This is a genomic window from Polaromonas glacialis (assembly GCF_000709345.1).
GTDB lineage: Bacteria > Pseudomonadota > Gammaproteobacteria > Burkholderiales > Burkholderiaceae_C > Polaromonas > Polaromonas glacialis.
Genome location: NZ_KL448323.1, coordinates 2,655,009 through 2,675,132 on the forward strand (window position 1 = coordinate 2,655,009; position 20,124 = coordinate 2,675,132).

Genomic DNA, 20,124 nt, shown 5'->3' on the forward strand with positions numbered 1-20,124 from the left:
GCAGCACTTGCATTGAAAGCTATTGCGGATGAAAGAGATTGACCCATGACCCGCGACCACGCGCTAGCAGCGCCTTGCCTGGCGCCCGGCAAGCCGCCGCCAATCAACGCCGGCGAGCCGGAGGGGCCGGCATGAAGGCCTTTTGGCGCCTGCTGGTCCTGGCCTTGGGGGCCGGACTGGCGCTGCAACTGTATTTCGCGGGCCGCATTGCGCTGATGCGCTTCATCGATCCCGAATCGACCGCCTTCCAGCGCTCGGAAGCCTGGGGCGTGGCTAAAAGGACCGGCACGCTCAAATGGCGCCAGCAGTGGGTGCCCTATGCGGAAATCTCAAGCCATCTCAAGCGCGCCATCATCGCCTCGGAAGACGCCGGCTTCGTGCTGCATGAGGGCATCGACATGGATGCGCTGGAAAAGGCCTGGGAGAAAAACACCCAGGCCGAGGAACGCGCCGCGCAATCCATCAGCCGGCTGGCCGAGGGCAAGTCGAAAGCGCCGCTGGTCAAACCGACCAAGATCGTCGGCGGCTCGACCATCACCCAGCAACTCGCCAAGAACCTGTTCCTGTCGGGCGAACGCACGCTGCTGCGCAAGGGCCAGGAGCTGCTGCTGACGCTGATGCTCGAAGCGCTGCTGAGCAAGCAGCGCATCCTGGAGATTTACCTCAACAACGTCGAATGGGGCGAAGGCGTCTTTGGCGCCGAGGCCGCCGCCCAGCATTACTACCGCAAGCCGGCCGCGCGCCTGAGCGCCATCGAATCGGCCCGGCTGGCGGTGATGCTGCCCCGGCCCAAGTATTTTGAAACGCACACCGGCTCGGGCTACCTGGCGTCGCGCGCCCGGACCATCGCGGCGCGCATGGGCGGCGTGGAACTGCCCTGAACGCCTGCATTTTTATGGTTTTTCAAGTCTTTTCGTGCTTTTGCGCACACCCTGTCTGCGTAAGCAGCTACTGAATTCATAGCAATGCATATATTGGGAATCGATCCGGGTTTGCTGATCACCGGCTTTGGCGTGGTGGACATGGACGGCCCGCACCTGCGCTACGTCGCCAGCGGCACCATCAAGACCGCGCACCTGGACAAAAAAGACTTGCCGGGCCGTCTCAAGGTGCTGTTCGACGGCGTACGCGAGGTGGTGCAGCGCTACCAGCCTGAAGCGGCGTCGGTCGAGATCGTGTTCGTCAACGTCAACCCGCAGGCCACGCTGCTGCTGGGACAGGCGCGCGGTGCGTGCATCACGGCGCTGGTGTCCACCGACCTGCCTGTGGCCGAATACACCGCGCTGCAGATGAAAAAGGCCGTGGCGGGCTATGGCAAGGCCGGCAAGGCGGAGGTGCAGGAAATGGTGATGCGCCTGCTCAAGTTGCCTTCATTGCCGGGAAAGGATGCCGCCGATGCGCTGGGGCTGGCCATCACGCATGCGCATGTGGGCGCGGCGATGGCGCGGCTGGCGCAGGCCAGCGAAGCCAGCGGCAAGATGAGCAGCCATTACCGGGCCGGCCGCAGCCGCTGATTGCGTTTCCAGATCAATCCGATATGTCGTTGCTTCGCCTTGCGGTGCAATAGCACTGTCTGCAGCTTCGCGCCTAATCTCGAATTGATCTGGAAACGCAATGACAGGCTGCGGCGCTCTCAGGCCACCCGCTCCAGGATCAGCACGCCGAAAAAGCCGAAAGCGGCGATCAGCGCCCACTTCAGGACCACCCAGCCGTAGTGCCTGAAGCGCTGTTGCCCGGTGCCGGCGTAAAACATAAAGCACACCAGCGACGCCAGCAGCGCGAACAACAGCATCCAGCGAAAAAGCAGCATGGCCTGAACCTTTGTGGTGTGGATGGCTATGCGCTACCAGGCGCGCGCCAGAGTGGCAAAACCCTTGGGCGCGTTTTTTTCGTCGTCGAACGTGGCGATCTCGTAGGCGTCAGGATGCGCCAGAAGTTCGCGCAGCAGCTTGTTGTTCATGGCATGGCCCGAGCGAAAGGCGCTGTAGGCCCCCAAGAGCGGCTTGCCCAGCAGGTACAGGTCGCCCATGGCGTCGAGGATCTTGTGCTTGACGAATTCGTCGTTGTAGCGCAGCCCTTCGCTGTTGAGCACCTTGTAGTCGTCCATGACGATGGCATTGTCGAGCCCGCCGCCGAGCGCCAGGCCATTGGCGCGCATCATCTCGACATCCTTGGTGAAGCCGAAGGTGCGCGCCCGGGCGATGTCCCGGCTGTAGGCACCGCTGCCCATGTCGAACTCGACGCGCTGGCCGGTCGAATCGACGGCCGGGTGGTCGAAGTCGATCTCGAAGCTCAGCTTGTAGCCTTCGTAGGGGCTCAGGCGCGCCCACTTGACGTTGGCACCCTCGCCTTCGCGCACCTCGACCGGCTTGAGGATGCGCACGAAGCGCTTGGGCGCGCCCTGCAGTTCAATGCCGGCGGATTGCAGCAGGAACACGAACGACGACGCCGAGCCGTCCAAAATGGGCACTTCTTCGGCGGTGATGTCGATGACCAGGTTGTCGATACCCAGGCCGGCGCAGGCCGACATCAGGTGCTCGACGGTATGCACCTTGGCGCTGCCGCTGGAGATGGTCGATGCCAGCCGGGTGTCGGTCACGGCTTCGGGCGAGATGACGATGTCCACCGGCTGCGGCAGATCGACGCGCCGGAACACGATGCCGCTGTCGGGCAGCGCAGGCCGCAGGGTCAGCTCGACCCGCTGGCCGCTGTGCAGCCCGACGCCGACCGCCCGGGTCAGGGATTTGAGGGTTCTTTGAGCGAGCATGTCGTATTTTAAATTGTCAGGCGCGCAGCGCCATTGCCGGGCCGGCCAAGCCCATGCAGCATGGCTTGCCTGCAACAAGTGCAACCTGGCCAGATAGCAGGCCGTGCGCCCCCCGTCCCGCCATGGCAGGCCGGGGCAGACGCACGCGGGATCAGTCCGCCTGGCGGCGCAGGAAGGCAGGAATCTCGAAGTCGTCCATGCCGCCCGATGCCAGCGCATCGACCTTGGCCGCCGCCTGGGTGCGGTTGGTGCGCCACACGTTGGGAACCGCCATGTTGCCGTAGTCGGGCTGCTTCAGGCCCTGCGTGCCGCCCGCATTCTGGCCGGCACCGCGCAACACCTGCAAGGGCGCGACATTGCTGCGCACTTCCTGGCGGCTCAGGCCGGTCGCCACCACGGTGACGCGGATGTCGTCGCCCAGCTCGTCGTCGTAGGCGGTGCCGTAGATCACATGCGCATCGGGCGATGCGTAGGCGCGCACGGTGTTCATGGCCAGCTTGGACTCGCTCAGCTTGAGCGAACCCTTGGCGGCCGAGATCAGCACCAGCACGCCCTTCGCGCCCGACAGGTCGATGCCTTCGAGCAGCGGGCAGGCCACGGCCTGCTCGGCGGCGATCCGGGCGCGGTCGGGGCCGTTGGCCCGGGCCGTTCCCATCATCGCCTTGCCGGGCTCGCCCATCACGGTGCGCACATCCTCGAAGTCGACGTTGACGTGGCCGGGAACATTGATGATCTCAGCAATGCCGCCGACGGCGTTTTTCAGCACGTCGTTGGCATGGGCAAAGGCTTCGTCCTGCGTCACGTCGTCACCCAGCACTTCAAGCAGCTTTTCGTTCAGCACGACGATCAGCGAATCGACATTGGCCTCCAGCTCGGCCAGGCCGAGGTCGGCATTGGTCATGCGCCGGCCCCCCTCGAAGTCGAACGGCTTGGTCACGACGCCGACCGTCAGGATGCCCATTTCCTTGGCCACGCGGGCGATCACGGGCGCCGCGCCGGTGCCGGTACCGCCGCCCATGCCGGCGGTGATGAACAGCATGTGCGCGCCGCTGATGGCGCTGCGGATGTCGTCCACCGCCAGCTCGGCGGCTTCGCGGCCTTTTTCAGGCTTGCTGCCGGCGCCCAGTCCGCTCTGGCCCAGCTGGATGTTCTTGTGCGCGGTGCCACGGTTGAGCGCCTGCGCGTCGGTGTTGGCGCAGATGAACTCAACGCCCTGCACGCCGCAGTGGATCATGTGGCCGACGGCATTGCCGCCGCCACCGCCGACGCCAATCACCTTGATCTGCGTGCCTTGGTTGAATTCCTGGATTTCAATCATTTCGATACTCATGGGGAGCCTCCTGTTGGGGTAAATCGGGTGGGTAAATACATATCAATTTTTTTTGCGAAACATGGCGGGTCAGGCCGGTGGATCGGCGCCTCCGCAATGGGTTCGGCGCCAGTGGCGACCGAAAAATCTTGCGATCCGGGTCATTAAAAATTCCCCACGAACCAGTCCTTGACCCGGCCAAAGGCGCTGTGTACGCTGCCGGCCTTCTGCGCCACCTTGAAGCCGCGCATGCGCGCCAGCCGGGCTTCTTCGAGCAGCCCCATGACGGTGGCGGCCCGGGTCTGGGCCACCATGTCCGACAGCGCTCCGGAATAACGCGGCAGGCCGCGCCGCACCGGCTTGAGGAAAATGTCTTCGCCCAGTTCGATCATGCCGGGCATCATGGCGCTGCCGCCGGTGATGACGATGCCCGAGGACAGCACTTCCTCGTAGCCCGACTCGCGGATCGCCTGCTGGACCAGCAGGTAGATTTCCTCGACGCGCGGCTCAATCACGCCGGCCAGCGCCTGCTTGCTGAGCATGCGCGGGCCACGGTCGCCCAGGCCGGGCACCTCGACCTGGGTGTCGGGGTCGGCGAGCAGCTGCTTGGCGCAGCCGTTCTCGACCTTGATGTCCTCGGCGTCCTTGGTCGGCGTACGCAGCGCCATGGCGATGTCGCTGGTGATCAGGTCGCCGGCAATCGGGATCACGGCGGTGTGCCGGATGGCGCCGCCGGTGAAGATCGCCACGTCGGTGGTGCCGGCGCCGATGTCGACCATCGCCACGCCGAGCTCCTGCTCGTCGGGCGTAAGCACCGACAGGCTGGACGCCAGTGGATTGAGCATCAGCTGGTCCACGTCGAGGCCGCAGCGCCGCACGCACTTGATGATGTTTTCGGCGGCGCTCTGGGCGCCGGTCACGATGTGTACCTTGGCCTCCAGGCGCAGGCCGCTCATGCCGATGGGCTCGCGCACGTCCTGGCCGTCGATCACGAATTCCTGCGGTTCGACCAGCAGCAGGCGCTGGTCGGTCGAGATGTTGATGGCCTTGGCGGTTTCAATCACGCGGGTGACGTCGGCCTGGGTGACTTCCTTGTCCTTGACCGCCACCATGCCGCTGGAATTGATGCCACGGATGTGGCTGCCGGTGATACCGGTGAAGACACGGCCGATCTTGCAATCGGCCATGAGTTCGGCCTCTTTGAGCGCCTGCTGGATGCTGTGTACGGTGGCGTCGATGTTCACCACCACGCCGCGCTTGAGCCCCTGGCTGGCGGCAATCCCGAGGCCGGCCAGCTTGAGCTCGCCGCCAGGCATGACCTCGGCCACCACGACCATAATCTTGCTGGTTCCGATGTCAAGCCCCACCACCAGGTCTTTATATTCCTTGGCCATTCATTTACCTTTTCTTTTTCTTGTCATCTTTGTCACTGATCTCGCCAGTGGTGACGCCCCTGAGCTTGAGCGCATAGCCGGTTCCATAGCGCAGGTCGGCGGACTCCACATCGCGTCCGAACCGGGACGACACCTGCGTCACGGTGTCGACAAAACGTCGTGTACGCGCCTGGACTTCAGCCTGCGAGCCATGGCCCAGTTCGATCACCGCACCGCTGTCAAGCTGCGCACGCCAGCTTCCAAGATCGCTCAGCTGCAATTGCTCCAGCACCGAATCCATCTCTTCAAACAGCGCAAGCAGCTCGTGGTAGGCCTGCAGCACCTGCGGCGCCTGGCCCTTGGGCCCGCTCAGCAGCGGCAGTTCCTCGTTTTCGACATCGCCCGGATTGGCGTCGAACACTTCGCCGTGGTTGTTGACCAGCCGGGCTTCGCCCTCGGGTCCCCAGTAGGCGACGGCCTTGTGCTCAAGCAGCACGACCTTCAGGCGGTTCGGGAATTCGCGCTGCACCACGGCCCGGCGAACCCAGGGAACGGACTCGAAGGCCGCGCGCGTGGATTCGAGGTCCACCGTCAGGAAGTTGCCGGCCACCTTGGGCGCCACATTGGCGCGCAGGGTGACGGCATTGTTGTGCGTCAGGTCGCCGCCGACACGGATGGTGCTGATGTTGAAGACGGGCTGTCGCACCAGCCAGGCCATGCCCAGCGCCAGCACCATGGCGGCAAACACCAGGCCCAGGAGCACCGATACGGTGTTCATGAGCCTGACGTCCGGCGGCAGGGCGGCTGGCTGTGGCATGGTGCGGTTCACGGCAGTGTTCCATCCTGGGGCTGGCAATCAAGTGCTGCGGTTTGCAGCACCTGGACGCACAGGGCTTCATAGGAAATGCCCGCTGCCCGCGCGGACATGGGCACCAGCGAGTGCCCGGTCATTCCGGGCGAGGTGTTGATCTCCAGCAGGTAGGGCTTGCGCGTGGCCTGGTCGATCATCACGTCGGCGCGCGCCCAGCCCCGGCAGTTCAGCGTGCGAAAGGCCTGCAGCACGAGTTGCTGGATGGCCTGCTCTTCGCCGGCCGGCAGGCCGCAGGGCACCAGGTACTGCGTGGTGTCGGTGAAATACTTGTTCTGGTAGTCGTAATTGCCCTCGGGCGCGACGATGCGGATCACCGGCAGCGCCCGGGCGAGCACGCCGGTGCCGAGCACGGGACAGGTCACCTCGTCGCCGCTGATGAACTGCTCGCACAGGATGTCGGCATCCATCTTTTCGGCCAGCGCCACGGCAGCCGCCATGTCGTCGCGCTCCGTGACCTTGGTCAGCCCCAGCGAGGAGCCTTCGCGTGCCGGCTTGACGATCAGCGGCAGACCGAGCATGTCGGCCACCGCATCGACCTCTGCCGGACCGTACCCGCCCCGGCGCAGCAGCACATAGCGCGGTGTGGGCAGGTTTTCGGACAGCAGCACGCGCTTGGTCATGACCTTGTCGATGGCCATGCTCGACGCCATGACGCCCGAGCCGGTGTAGGGAATGCCGAGCAGTTCCAGCGCGCCCTGCACCGTTCCGTCTTCGCCGAAGCGGCCATGCAGCGCGATGAAGCAGCGGGCAAAACCCTCTTTCTTCAGGTCGCCCAGATCACGTTCGGCCGGGTCGAAGGCGTGGGCGTCAATGCCCTGCGAGCGCAGCGCTTCAAGCACGCCGTGTCCCGACATCAGCGAGATTTCACGTTCGGCGGAGCACCCGCCCATCAGGACGGCGACCTTGCCGAAGCTCGAAGGATGGGCGTTCATGCGCATTGCCCTTCCAGCACGGTGAGTTCCTGGAGTTCAAGCATGGCGACGACACGGGCAGGCACCTGCCCGATGGAGCCGGCGCCCATGCACATGACCACATCGCCGTCCAGCGCCGCATCCAGGATGGCCTGGGGCATGGCCGCGATGGCGTCAACGAACACCGGTTCGACCTTGCCGGCCACGCGCAGCGCGCGTGCCAGCGAGCGTCCGTCGGCCGCCACGATGGGCGATTCGCCAGCGGCATAGACCTCGGCCAGCAGGACCGCGTCGGCATGGCTGCTGATGATCCTGACGAAATCCTCGAAGCAGTCGCGGGTGCGGGTGAAACGGTGCGGCTGGAACGCCAGCACCAGCCGGCGTCCCGGAAAAGCGCCGCGCGCCGCCGACAAGGTAGCTGCCACCTCGACCGGATGGTGGCCGTAATCCTCGATCAGCGTGAACCGGCCGCCGTCCCTGGCGGGCAGGTCGCCGTAGCGCTGGAAGCGACGGCCCACGCCGGTGAAGTCAAGCAGCGCCTTTTGCACGGCGGCATCGGGCACGTTAAGTTCAACGGCGATGGCAATGGCGGCCAGGGCATTGAGCACATTGTGCTGGCCGGCCAGGTTCAACACCACGTCCAGGTCGGGAAGTTGCACGCCGTTGCGGCGCTGCGCGGTGAAATGCATCTGCGCGCCGACAGCGCGAACGTTCACGGCGCGCACCTGGGCGTCCTCGTTCAGGCCATAGCTGGTGATGGGGCAGGACATCTGGGAAACGATTTCACGGACCACCGGGTCGTCGGTGCACAGGACCGCCGTGCCGTAGAAAGGCATGCGGTGCAGGAAATCGACAAAGGCTTTTTTCAGCTTGCCAAAATCGTGCCCGTAGGTTTCCATGTGGTCGGCATCGATGTTCGTGACCACTGCCATCACGGGCAGCAGGTTCAGGAAGGACGCGTCCGATTCGTCGGCCTCGACCACGATGTAGTCGCCCGAACCCAGCTTGGCATTGGCGCCGGCGCTGTTGAGCTTGCCGCCAATGACGAAGGTCGGGTCCAGCCCGCCTTCGGCCAGCACGCAGGCGACCAGGCTGGTGGTGGTGGTCTTGCCGTGGGTGCCGGCAATGGCAATGCCCTGCTTGAGGCGCATCAGCTCGGCCAGCATCAAGGCGCGCGGCACGACCGGAATGTGTTTTTCGCGCGCAGCCAGAACTTCGGGGTTGTCGGCATGCACTGCCGTGGAAGTCACCACCGCATCGACATTGACGAGGTTTTCGGCGGCATGGCCGACAAAGGTCTGGATGCCGAGCCCGCCAAGGCGCTGCAGCGTACTGCTGTCCGACAGGTCGGAGCCGGAAATCACATAGCCCAGGTTATGCAGGACTTCGGCAATTCCGGACATTCCCGCGCCGCCGATGCCGATGAAATGGATGTGCTTGATGGCGTGCTTCATCGCGCAAGCTCCTCGCAGGCGGTGACAAGATGGGTCGTGGCATCGATTTTTTGCATGTTTTTGGCTTGTAGCGCAGACTGGACAAGCGCAAGGCGCTCTGTTTTTTGTAGCATTATCGCAAGTTTTTCTGGTGTCAGGTCATGTTGTTGCACCAGCCAGCCACCGCCCTGCGTGACCAGAAATTTTGCGTTGGCGGTCTGGTGGTCATCCACCGCAGACGGAAAGGGAACAAACAGCGCGGCTGCGCCGACAGCGGCAATTTCGGTCACCGTGCTGGCGCCCGCGCGGCAGATGATCAGGTCGGCATCGGCAAAGGCCTGGGCCGTGTTCTCGATGAAAGGCGTCAGTTCAGCGTCCACGCCGGCGGCCTGGTAATTGGCGCGCAGCGCTTCAAGCTGGCGGGCGCCGCTTTGGTGCGTGACGCGGGGGCGCTGCAAAGCCGGAATCAGCGCCAGCGCCTTGGGAACGAGTTCGTTCAGCGCCGCCGCGCCCAGGCTGCCGCCCACCACCAGCACCTTGAGCGGCCCGCGCCGTTCGGCAAAGCGCACGGCCGGGTCGGGCTGCCGGGTAAAGGCCGGACGAAGCGGATTTCCGACCCATTCGGCATTTTTCAGCACATGGGGAAAAGCGGTGAAGACGCGGTCGGCCACTCGGGCCAACAGCTTGTTGACCAGCCCGGCCACGGAATTTTGTTCATGCAGGATCAGCGGCTTGCCCAGCAGCACGCTCATCATCCCGGCCGGAAAGGCGATGTAGCCGCCCAGGCCGACCACCACATCGGGCTTGACGCGGCGGATGACCTGCACGCTTTGCCAGAAGGCCTTGAGCAGGCGCAGCGGCAGGAAGGCCAGGGTCACGGGCCCCTTGCCGCGAACACCCGAAAAATCAATCGACTCGAAGGCAAAGCCACGCGGCGGCACCAGTTGGCTTTCCATGCTGGGGCGGTCCGCGCTGCCCTTGCCGCCCAGCCAGTGAACGCGCCAGCCGCCCGCGCGCAAGGCCTCGGCCACGGCCAGGCCGGGGAAGATATGGCCGCCGGTGCCGCCTGCCATCACAAGGGCGCAGCGCTGCGGCTTCATACGCGGCCTCCGCGCATCAGCACGCGGTTTTCGTAGTCGATCCGCAGCACGACCGCCAGTGCAATCAGGTTCATCACGATCGCCGAGCCCCCGTAGCTCATCAGCGGCAGCGTCAATCCCTTGGTCGGCAAGGCGCCGAGGTTCACGCCGATGTTGATGAAGGTCTGGAAACCCATCCAGATGCCGACGCCCTGCGCCACCAGTCCGGAAAACAACCGGTCCAGTGCGATGGACTGGCGGCCGATGTGCATGATGCGGCGGATCATCCACAGGAACATGCCGATGATGACCAGCACGCCGACGAGGCCGAATTCCTCGCCAATCACGGCCATCAGGAAGTCGGTGTGCGCTTCGGGCAGCCAGTGCAGCTTTTCGATGCTGCCGCCCAGCCCGACGCCAAAGATCTCGCCCCTGCCGAAGGCAATCAGCGAGTGCGACAGCTGGTAGCCCTTGCCCATCGAATACTTTTCGTTCCACGGGTCCATATAGGCAAAGATCCGCTCGCGCCGCCATTCACTGAACATCACCATCATGCCGAAGGCCACCACGACCACGGCCGAAATCACGAAGAACATGCGCGCATTGACGCCGCCCAGAAACAGAATGCCCATGGCAATGACCGAAATCACCATGAAGGCGCCCATGTCGGGCTCGGCCAGCAGCAGCACCCCGACGATGCCCACGGCAAAAGCCATCGGCAGTACGGCGCGAAAGAAGCGCTCCTTCACCTCCATCTTGCGCACCATGTAGTTGGCGGCATACAGCAGCACGGCAAATTTGGCCAGCTCCGACGGCTGGAAGTTCATGACGCCGAGCGGAATCCAGCGCCGCGCGCCATTGACCCCCTTGCCAATGAAGGGAACCAGCACCAGCACCAGCAGCACCAGCGAGCCCATGAACAGCCACGGCGCGTATTTTTCCCAAGTGGCCATGGGAATCTGGAACGCCAGATAAGCGGCAATCGCCGCCATCAGCAGCGAGAACAGATGCCGCGTCAGGAAAAAAGTGTGTGCATAGCGCGCAAACTTCGGGTTGTCGGGCATGGCGACCGAGGCCGAATACACCATGATCAGGCCGGACAGCAGCAAGGCCACGGTGACCCAGACCAGCGCCCAGTCAAGCCCCGCCAGCCGAACGGGCGTGGCAAGCTTGACCGGAAGGCTCCGGCCGCCCAGGCGCACCGGCAAGGCATCCGAAGCGGCCTTGCCGAAACCCGAAAACCAGCCGGTACGGCGCAGTTTGGCAGTCACAGCACGGCCCCCTGTTCCACGGCGAGTTCCCGTACCGCGTCGCAAAAGACGCGCGCGCGGTGCTCGTAATTGTCGAACATGTCAAAACTGGCGCAGGCGGGCGACATCAGCACGGCGTCGCCCGAATGCGCCTGCGCGGCAGCCAGGCTGACGGCTTCGGCCATGGACGCAGCCTGCAGCAATTCAACCTGCCGGCCTTCCAGCGCGGCGCGGATGACCGGCGCATCGCGGCCGATCAGCACCACGGCCCGTGCATAGCGCGCCACCGGCTCGGCCAGCGGCGAGAAATCCTGGCCCTTGCCTTCGCCGCCGAGGATCAGCACCAGCTTGCGCTCAGCGCCCAGGCCGGCCAGCGCCGCCACCGTGGCGCCGACATTGGTTCCCTTGCTGTCGTCAAAGTATTCCACCCCGTCCAGCACGGCCACCGATTCCACGCGGTGTGGCTCGCCCCGGTATTCGCGCAGGCCATGCAGCATGGGCGCCAGCGCGCAGCCCACGGCGACGGCCAGGCCGAGCGCGGCCAGTGCATTGGTGGCGTTGTGGCGGCCGCGAATCCGCAGCGCTTCGAGCGGCATCAGGCGCTGGATGTGAAGCACCACCTCTTCAGCCTTGCGGCGCTTGATGGTCTCGTCGGCCTCGGCCGCGCGGACCAGCCACGCCATGCCATTGACCGTTTGGATGCCGTAGTCACCCGGCCGCCGCGGCTCATCGTCCCCGAAGGTCAGGTAGCTCCGCGTTTGCCTGCCCTTGACGAGCGCAGGCAATGCCGCCATCACCAGCGGGTCATCGCGGTTGAGCAGCATGAGGCCGGCGTTGCCATAGACATTCGCCTTGGCGCAAGCATAGGCGGGCAGGGTTTCATGCCAGTCGAGGTGGTCCTGGGTGATGTTCAGGACGGTTGCCACGTCGGGCTCGAAATTCGTGACCCCGTCGAGCTGAAAACTGGACAATTCGAGCACCCAGACCTCAGGCAGCGCAAAGTCTTCATCAAGGGCTTGCGCATCGAGCTTTTCGGCCAGGGTGTCGAGCAGCGTCGGCCCGATATTGCCGGCCACCGCCACCGATTTTCCGGCGCGCCCGATGAGCTGGCCGGTCAGCGAGGTCACGGTGGTCTTGCCGTTGGTGCCGGTGATGCCGATGAGCTTGGGCGCATAGGCGCGGTCCTCCTTCAGGGCGGCCAGCGCCTGCGCGAACAGGCTCAGTTCGTTGCCACAGGGAATGCCCTGCGCACGGGCTGCCGCCACGACTCCGCTGATGGAGGCGGGCGACAGGCCCGGGCTTTTCAGCACCATGCTGAAGTTTTCACCGTCCAGCAGTGCGCCATCCATGGCGGCATTGACGAAACGGGCGTTCGGCACGCTGGCCTGCAGGGCAGCGAGTTGCGGCGGCGCCGGACGCGTGTCGGCCACGGTGACACGGGCACAGCAGCGGGCGGCCCAGCGCGCCAGCGCCAGGCCCGAAGCGCCCAGCCCCAGAACCAGAATGTTTTGATTCGCCAGGTTTTTCATCTCAGTTTCAGCGTTGAAAGCCCGACCAGGCACAGCAGCATGGTGATGATCCAGAAACGCACGACGACCTGGGTTTCCTTCCAGCCGCATTTTTCAAAATGATGGTGCAGCGGCGCCATCTGCAGCAGCCGCCGGCCCTGGCCGTAACGCCGCTTGGTGTATTTGAACCAGGTGACCTGGAGCATGACCGACAGCGCCTCGACCACGAAGATCCCGCCCATGATCGCCAGCACGATTTCCTGGCGCACGATGACGGCAATGGTGCCCAGCGCCGCGCCCAGCGCCAGCGCGCCGACATCGCCCATGAAGACCTGCGCCGGATGGGTGTTGAACCACAGGAAGGCCAGCCCGGCGCCCGCCATGGCGGCGCAAAAGATCAGCAACTCGCCCGATCCGGGGATGTGGGGGAACAGCAGGTATTTGGAATAGACCGAGCTGCCGGTCACATAGGCGAACACGCCCAGCGACGAGCCGACCATCACCACCGGCATGATGGCCAGTCCGTCCAACCCGTCGGTCAGGTTCACGGCATTGCTCGAACCGACGATCACCAGGTAGGTCAGGATCACAAACCCGAACACGCCCAGCGGGTAGCTGATTTCCTTCACAAAAGGCAGCAGCAGGCCGGCCTTGGGCGGCAGGTTGACATCAAAGCCCGACCGCACCCAGCTGACAAAAAGCTCCAGCACGCGCATGTTGGAACTCTCGGAAATGCTGAACACCAGGTAGAGCGCTGCGATCAGGCCGATGACGGATTGCCAGAGGTATTTTTCGCGCGACCGCATGCCCTCCGGGTCCTTGAGCACCACCTTGCGCCAGTCATCGACCCAGCCGATGGCGCCAAAGCCCAGGGTCACGAGCAGCACGATCCAGACAAAGCGGTTGGCCAGGTCGAACCACAGCAGCGTGGAAATGCCGATCGCCATCAGGATCAACACACCGCCCATGGTCGGCGTGCCGCTTTTGCTCAGATGGGTCTGCATGGCGTACTCGCGGATGGGCTGGCCGATCTTGAGCGCGATCAGCCGGCGAATCACGAACGGGCCGGCCAGCAGGCCGATCAGCAATGCGGTGAGCGCGGCCATCACGGCGCGCAGGGTCAGGTACTGGAACACCCGCAGGAATCCCAGGTCAGGCGAAAGGGTCTGGAGCCACTGGGCCAGGCTAAGCAGCATGAGGCGCTTTCTTGTCTTCTTTTTGTAAATCGTCGCCAGCGGCCATGACCGCCTGGACCACGCGCTCCATCTTCATGAATCGCGAACCTTTCACCAGCACGCTGGCGACGTGCGGTAGTTCATCCACCACGGCGCTGATCAGTTCAGCCATGCCGGTGAAATGACGGCTTTTGCCAAAAGCGGTGCCGGCACCCTGCGACTGCTCGCCCAGCGTGAAAAGCTTTTCGATCCCCAGCGCACGGGCATTTCGGCCGGCTTCGCCGTGGAACTGCGGCCCCTGGCTGCCGACTTCGCCCATGTCGCCCATGACCAGCAGGCGCGGGCCGGGCAGTTCGGCCAGCACCTGCAGCGCCGCCTGCATCGAGTCGGGATTGGCGTTATAGGTGTCGTCAACCAGCGTCACAGTGCGCCCCGTCAGCGGGACCGACAAGGCGCGCGAACGCCCCTTGACCGGCATGAACGCCGAAAGACCGGCGCTGATGAACGCCGGCGGAACGCCGGCGGCTAGCGCACAGGCCGTCGCCGCCAGTGCATTCTTCACATTGTGCCGGCCGGCGACTTGCAGTGCGAACGCCAGCGGACCCGACGGCGTGCGGGCATCGACCCGCCAGCCATCGCCATTCCATGTCGCGCTGCCGGTCACATCGGCCGGCCCCTCCAGCGCAAACGTCAGGACCGGGCACGCGCCCGCCAGACGCCGCCAGACGGCGGTGTAGGCATCGTCCGCAGGAAACACCGCCGTGCCCGACGCATCGAGCGAATCCAGCACCGAGCCGTTTTCCAGCGCGACGGCGTCCACAGTGGCCATGAATTCAAGGTGTTCGCGCTGGGCATTGTTGACCAGCGCCACCGTGGGCCGGACCAGACCGGCCAGGTAGGCAATTTCGCCGGGGTGGTTCATTCCGAGCTCGACCACGCCGGCTTCATGCGCAGCGCGCAGGCGCAGCAGTGTCAGGGGCACGCCGATGTCGTTGTTGAGGTTGCCTTCGGTGGCGAACGCCGCTTCGGGTTTCCAGGCACGCAGAATCGCCGCGATCATCTGCGTGACCGTGGTTTTTCCATTGCTGCCGGTCACGGCAATCAGCGGCAGGCTGAATTGCGAACGCCAGGCAGCGCCGATCTGGCCCAGCGCCAGGCGGGTGTCGGCGACTTCGATGCCGGGCAACCCGGCCTGCGCCAGGCCGTGCTGGGCGATGGCTGCCACGGCGCCTTCGGCGCTGGCTTTCGGCAAAAACTCATGCGCGTCGAAATGCTCGCCCTTGAGCGCCACGAACAGATCGCCCGGCCGCAGGCTTCGCGTATCGGTATGAATCCGCAGGGGAGTGACGCCGCCTTCGCCCACCAGCCGGGACGATGGCAACCAGGCCGCGATCTGTTCCAGGCGCTTCATGCGGCCTCCTTTGCCTGGCGCATTGCTGCCATCGCATTCAGGGCGGCCTGCGCCTGGTCGCGGTCGGAAAATGCCATCTTCACACCCTTGATCTCCTGGTAGTTTTCATGCCCTTTGCCGGCCAGCAGGACAATGTCCTCTGTTTGGGCCAGCGCCAGCGCATGGGCGATGGCGGCATGCCGGTCCGGCTCTGCATGCGCAGCCTGCGGCTGGCCCAGGCCCTTTTGCATCTGTTCAATGATGGCCAGCGGGTTTTCGCTTCTTGGGTTGTCGCTGGTCAGCACCAGCTGGTCGGCATTTTTTTCTGCCGCTGCCGCCATCAGCGGTCGCTTGCTGGCGTCACGGTCGCCGCCGCAGCCAAAAATACACCACAGCCTGCCGCCCCGGCCACGCGCCACGGGTTTGAGTGCCAGCAGCACTTTTTCCAGCGCATCGGGCGTGTGCGCATAGTCGATCACGACCAGCGGCAGGCCGGCCAACGCCAGCGTTTCGGTCCGGCCGGGCACCGGAAACAGGTCCACGCAGGCAGCGACCGCATCGGCCAGCGGCACGTCCATCGCCCGCAGGCTGGCCATGACGCCCAGCAAATTCGACACGTTGTACAGACCCACCATGGTGGTTGAAATCGTATGGCGCTCTGGCCCTTCCACCACGTCGAAGCTCAGGCCCTGCGCGCCCTGCCGGATCGCCTGTGCCTGAAGCCGCGCAGGACCGGCGCATGACACGGTCCAGAGGTCCAGCGGCATTGGCGCCAGCGCCGCAGCCAGCTCCAGACCCCTGCGATCATCGATATTGATGACTGCCGCCCGCAGGCCCGGCCAGTTGAACAGCGCCTTCTTGGACGCCCAGTAAGCGTCCATCGACGCGTGGTAATCAAGATGGTCCTGGGTGAAATTGGTGAACACCGCGACCTGAAGATGCGTTCCGTCCAGCCGCCGCTCCTCGATGCCTATCGACGAGGCTTCCAGCACGCAGGCTGAAAAGCCCTGGCTTGCGAAAAGGCGCAACTGCTGCTGAAGCAGCACCGGGTCTGGCGTCGTCATTCCGGTGGAAACCATCGCACCGGGCGTGCCAATCCCCAGCGTTCCGACCAGGCCGCATGGGCGCTCCAGCCGGCCAAGCGCCTGCGCCAGCCACCAGGCGGTGGAGGTCTTGCCGTTGGTTCCGGTGATGGCCACCAGCTGGAGCTGCTCGCTGGGCGCGCCAAAATACGCAGCGGCAATCGGTCCGGTAGCGGCTTTGAGACCTTCGTAGCTCGCCACCCGGTCATCATTGAAGCCATAGGCCTGAGCGCCCGCGTTCTCGACCAGGCAGGCAGCCGCGCCGGCAGCCAAGGCGGCCTTGACGTACTGGCGTCCGTCGGTGGCGGCCCCCGGCCATGCGATGAAGCCGTCGCCCTGGCCCGCCTTGCGGCTGTCGGCCCACAGCGTTCCGGTCAAGCGCTCATGCAGCCAGCGTGCAGCCTGCTCAGGGGTGTGGAGTTGGACGATGGTCAAAATGACTCCTCCACTGTCTGCGTGATGATTTGCGGTTTCACGCTGACGTCGGGCTGCACGCCCATCATGCGCAGCGTTTGCTGAACCACTTCGCTGAACACCGGAGCGGCGGCAATGCCGCCAAAGTATTTGCCGTCGCTGGGCTCGTCAATCATCACCGCGACGATGATGCGCGGCGACTCGATAGGCGCCATGCCGGTAAACCAGGCGCGGTACTTGTTGCTGGCATAGCCTTTACCGACCTGCTTGTGCGCCGTACCCGACTTGCCGCCTACCGAATAGCCCACGGTCTGGGCCAGCTGGCCGGTGCCGCCTGGGGCCGCAGCCATCTGGAGCATGCGGCGAACTGCGTGGGCATTCTCGGGAGAAAACACCCTGACGCCGACCGCCGGCTCATTTTTCTTGAGCATGGTGACCGGAATGATCTGGCCATCGTGGGCAAAAGAGGTGTAGGAATGCGCCATCTGGAACAGCGATGCCGACAGCCCGTAGCCATAAGCCATGGTGGCCTGCTCGACCGGTCGCCAGGTTTTCCAGGGACGCAGGCGGCCCGACACGGCGCCGGGAAACTCGATCTGCGGCTTTTGTCCGTAGCCCAGGGCGACATAGGTGTCCCACATTTCGTGGGGCGTCATTTTCTGGGCGATTTTCAGTGCGCCCACGTTGCTGGACTTCTGGATCACGCCCTCGACGGTCAGCGTGCCGTAGTTGTGGGTGTCACTGATGGTGAAGCCGCCGATACTGAAGCGGCCGGGACCGGTTTCAATCAGGGTTTGCGGCTTGATGCGCCCGGCCTCCAGCGCCATGGCGACCGTGATCGGCTTCATCGTCGAACCGGGCTCGAAGGTGTCGGTCACGGCCCGGTTGCGCAGTTGCTCGCCGGTCAGGTTCTGGCGCTTGCCGGGAACATAACTTGGGTAATTGGCCAGCGCCAGCACTTCGCCGGTGATGGAGTCGATGACCACGACGCTGCCGGCCTTGGCCTTGCGCGCAATCACCGCATCGCGCAGCTTCTGATAAGCGAAGAACTGCACCTTGCTGTCCACGCTGAGCTGTATGTCCTTGCCGTCCACGGGCGGAACCTGCTCGCCAACGCCCTCGACCACGCGGCCCAGCCGGTCCTTGATGACCCGCCGTGAACCCGCCTTGCCCGACAGCGCCTGGTTGAAGGTCAGCTCGATGCCTTCCTGCCCCTTGTCCTCCACATTGGTGAAACCCACGATGTGGGCGATGGTTTCGCCTTCGGGGTACTTGCGCTTGTATTCCTTGCGCTGGTAAATGCCGGGGACGCCTAGTTCGCTGATTTTTCGGGCAACGGGCTCTTCCAGCTGGCGCTTGACCCAGACGAAGGTCTTGTCCTCGTCGCTGAACTTCTTTTTCAGCTCGGCCAGCGGCATTTCCAGCAACCTGGCCAGTTCGGTCAGCTGGGCGGGACTGGCCTTGACGTCTTCAGGAATGGCCCAGATGCTGGAGGCCGGCACGCTGGAAGCCAGGATCAGCCCGTTGCGGTCCAGGATGCGGCCACGGTTGGCGGGCAGTTCCAGCGTCCGTGCAAACCGCACCTGGCCCTGGCGCTGAAAAAATGCGTTGGCGTACACCTGGATGTAGGCCGCCCGGACCGCAAGACCCGTGAACGCCAGCGCGATCAGGGCCACGATGAGCTTGCTGCGCCACACCGGCGTCTTGCTGGCCAGCAAGGGGCTGGAGGTGTAGAGGACGCTTTTTCTACTCATGCTGCGCCTTCTGGCCAGCAGCGGCCGCCACATCGGCTGCGGATTTGTACTTGACGTACTCGGTAATGGCCGGCGTGGTGGTCCGCATCTGAAGCCGGTCTTTGGCCAGCTTTTCGATCTTCAGCGGTGTGGCTTCCGCGCGTTTTTCCACCTGCAGTCGCTCGCTTTCGGTTTCAATCTTGCGGCCCTGCGCCGCCGCTTTTTCAAGTTCTACGTAAAGACGCCGCGACTCATACTGGGTTTGCACCAGGTACAGCGCGCTGGCCAGCACAGCGAGCAGCAGCACGAAATTCAGGCGGCCCATGACCTGCCCCCCATGCTGATGATGAAAATATGGCTCATGCGGCTTCTCCGGTACGCTCGGCGACACGCATCACGGCGCTGCGCGAGCGCGGATTGCCGGCGACTTCCTCGTCGCTGGGCTTGATGCGCCCCAGCGCCTTGAGTTGCATGACCTTGGGCGCGGCAAAAGGCGCGCGCCGGTCATACACCTCGCGCGAGTGCGCGGCCATGAATTGCTTGACGATGCGATCTTCAAGCGAGTGAAAACTGATCACCACCAGGCGCCCGCCGGGTTGCAGCACCTTGAGCGACGCCTTCAGCGCCTGCTCCAGTTCTTCCAGCTCGGCATTGATGAATATCCGCAGCGCCTGGAAAGTGCGCGTAGCCGGATCCTTGCCCGGTTCGCGTGTCTTGACGGCACTGGCAACCACATCTGCCAGTTCAGCGGTGGTGGAAAGCGGGCCGGACGCCTGCCTGTGCCGGTCAATCGCCCGGGCAACCAGTCCGGCAAAACGCTCCTCGCCATAGTCGCGGATGACTTCGGTCATGGACTCGATCGAAGCGTCCTGCAGCCACTCGGCCACGCTCTGACCGCGCGTGGTGTCCATGCGCATGTCCAGCGGGCCTTCATTGCGAAAGGAAAAACCGCGCTCCGGATTGTCGATCTGGGGGGAACTGACCCCCAGGTCCATCAGCACGCCCGCGATGCTGGCCTGCGGCATCTGGTCGAGATGCATGAAACCCTGATGGCGGATGGAAAAGCGCGGGTCATCGATGGACTGCGCCTCGGCAATCGCGTCAAGGTCTTTGTCAAAGGCCGTCAGGCGGCCGAGCGGCGACAGTTGCGACAGCAACAGGCGCGAGTGTCCGCCGCGACCAAACGTCGCGTCGATGTAATGACCGTCCGGGTTGACCTGAAGCGCCGTGATGGCTTCGTTCAACAGGACGGTGCGGTGTGTCCATGTGCCCTTCACCATCTACTTTCAGAAAGAAAAATCTTTAAACACATCGGGCATCTCACCCTTCATCTGCTCGGCTTCCTGGGCCGCATAGGTCGCAGCGTCCCAGAGTTCAAAATAGTTGCCCATGCCCAGCAATACCGTGTCCTTGCTGATTCCAGCGGCCTTGCGCAACTCAGGCGAAACCAGGATGCGGCCGGTTGCATCCATCTCAATGTCCATCGCATTGCCCAGAAAAATTCGTTTCCACCATTGCGCCTGCATGGGCAGCGAAGCGATCCGTTCGCGAAACTTTTCCCACTCGTTCAAAGGAAAAATCATGAGGCATCCATGGGGGTGTTTGGTGAGAGTGAATCGGCCGGAATAATCTGCGCCCAGCGACTCCCGATGACGCGCAGGCACGGACAGCCGGCCTTTGGCATCGAGAGCGAGAAATGACGCACCTTGTAACACTTTTCGAGCCCTCTACCGACACTTTTCACCACCGAACTGCACATTTTCCCACTGTATCAGGGAACCCCCTGCCAACTCGGAATTTGACACAAATTATTTCAATGAAATCAATAA

The 20,124-nt window shown here is 64.1% G+C and carries 19 protein-coding genes; 2 read left to right on the forward strand and 17 right to left on the reverse strand.

Annotated elements, in window-relative coordinates:
* Positions 1 to 131 precede the first annotated feature (131 nt).
* Complete coding sequence (gene mtgA, locus EC86_RS0113050) at positions 132 to 881, forward strand: monofunctional biosynthetic peptidoglycan transglycosylase (protein ID WP_029526086.1); 750 nt, start codon at positions 132 to 134, stop codon at positions 879 to 881.
* A gap of 84 nt (positions 882 to 965) precedes the next feature.
* Entirely contained in the window at positions 966 to 1,514 is a 549-nt protein-coding gene (gene ruvC, locus EC86_RS0113055) for a crossover junction endodeoxyribonuclease RuvC (protein WP_029526087.1), read from the forward strand.
* A 119-nt stretch (positions 1,515 to 1,633) separates the two neighbouring features.
* On the opposite strand, the gene EC86_RS29485 is transcribed toward ruvC, so the two are convergent.
* The 17 genes from EC86_RS29485 to mraZ form a co-directional block, all read right to left on the reverse strand.
* Positions 1,634 to 1,810 carry a hypothetical protein gene (locus EC86_RS29485; RefSeq protein WP_198026786.1) on the reverse strand — a complete coding sequence of 59 codons (177 nt, stop codon included), beginning with the start codon at positions 1,808 to 1,810 and terminating at the stop codon, positions 1,634 to 1,636.
* 33 nt (positions 1,811 to 1,843) lie between these two features.
* Positions 1,844 to 2,767: a UDP-3-O-acyl-N-acetylglucosamine deacetylase gene (gene lpxC, locus EC86_RS0113065; RefSeq protein WP_029526088.1), complete on the reverse strand. Its 924-nt coding sequence runs from the start codon at positions 2,765 to 2,767 to the stop codon at positions 1,844 to 1,846.
* 151 nt (positions 2,768 to 2,918) lie between these two features.
* Entirely contained in the window at positions 2,919 to 4,097 is a 1,179-nt protein-coding gene (gene ftsZ, locus EC86_RS0113070) for a cell division protein FtsZ (protein WP_029526089.1), read from the reverse strand.
* A gap of 143 nt (positions 4,098 to 4,240) precedes the next feature.
* The gene (gene ftsA / locus EC86_RS0113075) at positions 4,241 to 5,470 is read right to left on the reverse strand and encodes a cell division protein FtsA (protein ID WP_029526090.1); all 1,230 of its coding nucleotides are present in this window, start codon (positions 5,468 to 5,470) and stop codon (positions 4,241 to 4,243) included.
* 4 nt (positions 5,471 to 5,474) lie between these two features.
* Entirely contained in the window at positions 5,475 to 6,266 is a 792-nt protein-coding gene (locus tag EC86_RS0113080) for a cell division protein FtsQ/DivIB (RefSeq protein WP_029526091.1), read from the reverse strand.
* 8 nt (positions 6,267 to 6,274) lie between these two features.
* Positions 6,275 to 7,252, reverse strand: coding sequence for a D-alanine--D-alanine ligase (locus EC86_RS0113085; RefSeq protein WP_029526092.1), 978 nt, complete (start codon positions 7,250 to 7,252; stop codon positions 6,275 to 6,277).
* A complete protein-coding gene (murC, locus tag EC86_RS0113090; RefSeq protein WP_029526094.1) occupies positions 7,249 to 8,685 on the reverse strand; it encodes a UDP-N-acetylmuramate--L-alanine ligase in 1,437 nt (478 codons plus the stop codon). Before murC ends, EC86_RS0113085 begins: the two co-directional genes overlap by 4 nt.
* Positions 8,682 to 9,764 carry an undecaprenyldiphospho-muramoylpentapeptide beta-N-acetylglucosaminyltransferase gene (murG, locus tag EC86_RS0113095; protein WP_029526095.1) on the reverse strand — a complete coding sequence of 361 codons (1,083 nt, stop codon included), beginning with the start codon at positions 9,762 to 9,764 and terminating at the stop codon, positions 8,682 to 8,684. Before murG ends, murC begins: the two co-directional genes overlap by 4 nt.
* A complete protein-coding gene (gene ftsW / locus EC86_RS0113100) occupies positions 9,761 to 11,014 on the reverse strand; it encodes a putative lipid II flippase FtsW (protein ID WP_029526097.1) in 1,254 nt (417 codons plus the stop codon). Before ftsW ends, murG begins: the two co-directional genes overlap by 4 nt.
* Positions 11,011 to 12,522, reverse strand: coding sequence for a UDP-N-acetylmuramoyl-L-alanine--D-glutamate ligase (gene murD / locus EC86_RS0113105; RefSeq protein WP_029526099.1), 1,512 nt, complete (start codon positions 12,520 to 12,522; stop codon positions 11,011 to 11,013). Before murD ends, ftsW begins: the two co-directional genes overlap by 4 nt.
* Complete coding sequence (gene mraY, locus EC86_RS0113110) at positions 12,519 to 13,697, reverse strand: phospho-N-acetylmuramoyl-pentapeptide-transferase (RefSeq protein WP_029526101.1); 1,179 nt, start codon at positions 13,695 to 13,697, stop codon at positions 12,519 to 12,521. Before mraY ends, murD begins: the two co-directional genes overlap by 4 nt.
* Complete coding sequence (locus tag EC86_RS0113115) at positions 13,687 to 15,087, reverse strand: UDP-N-acetylmuramoyl-tripeptide--D-alanyl-D-alanine ligase (RefSeq protein WP_029526102.1); 1,401 nt, start codon at positions 15,085 to 15,087, stop codon at positions 13,687 to 13,689. The genes mraY and EC86_RS0113115 overlap by 11 nt, the downstream gene beginning before the upstream one ends.
* Positions 15,084 to 16,577, reverse strand: a complete 1,494-nt coding sequence (locus tag EC86_RS0113120) for a UDP-N-acetylmuramoyl-L-alanyl-D-glutamate--2,6-diaminopimelate ligase (protein WP_029526104.1) — start codon at positions 16,575 to 16,577, stop codon at positions 15,084 to 15,086. The genes EC86_RS0113115 and EC86_RS0113120 overlap by 4 nt, the downstream gene beginning before the upstream one ends.
* A gap of 2 nt (positions 16,578 to 16,579) precedes the next feature.
* The gene (locus tag EC86_RS0113125) at positions 16,580 to 18,316 is read right to left on the reverse strand and encodes a peptidoglycan D,D-transpeptidase FtsI family protein (RefSeq protein ID WP_029526105.1); all 1,737 of its coding nucleotides are present in this window, start codon (positions 18,314 to 18,316) and stop codon (positions 16,580 to 16,582) included.
* Complete coding sequence (ftsL, locus tag EC86_RS0113130) at positions 18,309 to 18,620, reverse strand: cell division protein FtsL (RefSeq protein WP_029526106.1); 312 nt, start codon at positions 18,618 to 18,620, stop codon at positions 18,309 to 18,311. The genes EC86_RS0113125 and ftsL overlap by 8 nt, the downstream gene beginning before the upstream one ends.
* A gap of 34 nt (positions 18,621 to 18,654) precedes the next feature.
* Complete coding sequence (gene rsmH / locus EC86_RS0113135; RefSeq protein ID WP_029526107.1) at positions 18,655 to 19,575, reverse strand: 16S rRNA (cytosine(1402)-N(4))-methyltransferase RsmH; 921 nt, start codon at positions 19,573 to 19,575, stop codon at positions 18,655 to 18,657.
* A 6-nt stretch (positions 19,576 to 19,581) separates the two neighbouring features.
* Positions 19,582 to 20,010, reverse strand: coding sequence for a division/cell wall cluster transcriptional repressor MraZ (mraZ, locus tag EC86_RS0113140; RefSeq protein ID WP_029526108.1), 429 nt, complete (start codon positions 20,008 to 20,010; stop codon positions 19,582 to 19,584).
* Positions 20,011 to 20,124: the final 114 nt, after the last annotated feature.

Coding starts and splice junctions, on each gene's coding strand:
- EC86_RS0113125 (WP_029526105.1), bottom strand. CDS start 18,316: ATGAGTAGAAAAAGCGTCCTCTACACCTCCAGCCCCTTGCTGGCCAGC.
- ruvC (WP_029526087.1), top strand. CDS start 966: ATGCATATATTGGGAATCGATCCGGGTTTGCTGATCACCGGCTTTGGC.
- murD (WP_029526099.1), bottom strand. CDS start 12,522: ATGAAAAACCTGGCGAATCAAAACATTCTGGTTCTGGGGCTGGGCGCT.
- EC86_RS0113080 (WP_029526091.1), bottom strand. CDS start 6,266: ATGCCACAGCCAGCCGCCCTGCCGCCGGACGTCAGGCTCATGAACACC.
- lpxC (WP_029526088.1), bottom strand. CDS start 2,767: ATGCTCGCTCAAAGAACCCTCAAATCCCTGACCCGGGCGGTCGGCGTC.
- EC86_RS0113115 (WP_029526102.1), bottom strand. CDS start 15,087: ATGAAGCGCCTGGAACAGATCGCGGCCTGGTTGCCATCGTCCCGGCTG.
- murC (WP_029526094.1), bottom strand. CDS start 8,685: ATGAAGCACGCCATCAAGCACATCCATTTCATCGGCATCGGCGGCGCG.
- mtgA (WP_029526086.1), top strand. CDS start 132: ATGAAGGCCTTTTGGCGCCTGCTGGTCCTGGCCTTGGGGGCCGGACTG.
- EC86_RS0113085 (WP_029526092.1), bottom strand. CDS start 7,252: ATGAACGCCCATCCTTCGAGCTTCGGCAAGGTCGCCGTCCTGATGGGC.
- ftsZ (WP_029526089.1), bottom strand. CDS start 4,097: ATGAGTATCGAAATGATTGAAATCCAGGAATTCAACCAAGGCACGCAG.
- murG (WP_029526095.1), bottom strand. CDS start 9,764: ATGAAGCCGCAGCGCTGCGCCCTTGTGATGGCAGGCGGCACCGGCGGC.
- EC86_RS29485 (WP_198026786.1), bottom strand. CDS start 1,810: ATGCTGCTTTTTCGCTGGATGCTGTTGTTCGCGCTGCTGGCGTCGCTG.
- rsmH (WP_029526107.1), bottom strand. CDS start 19,575: ATGGTGAAGGGCACATGGACACACCGCACCGTCCTGTTGAACGAAGCC.
- ftsA (WP_029526090.1), bottom strand. CDS start 5,470: ATGGCCAAGGAATATAAAGACCTGGTGGTGGGGCTTGACATCGGAACC.
- ftsL (WP_029526106.1), bottom strand. CDS start 18,620: ATGGGCCGCCTGAATTTCGTGCTGCTGCTCGCTGTGCTGGCCAGCGCG.
- mraY (WP_029526101.1), bottom strand. CDS start 13,697: ATGCTGCTTAGCCTGGCCCAGTGGCTCCAGACCCTTTCGCCTGACCTG.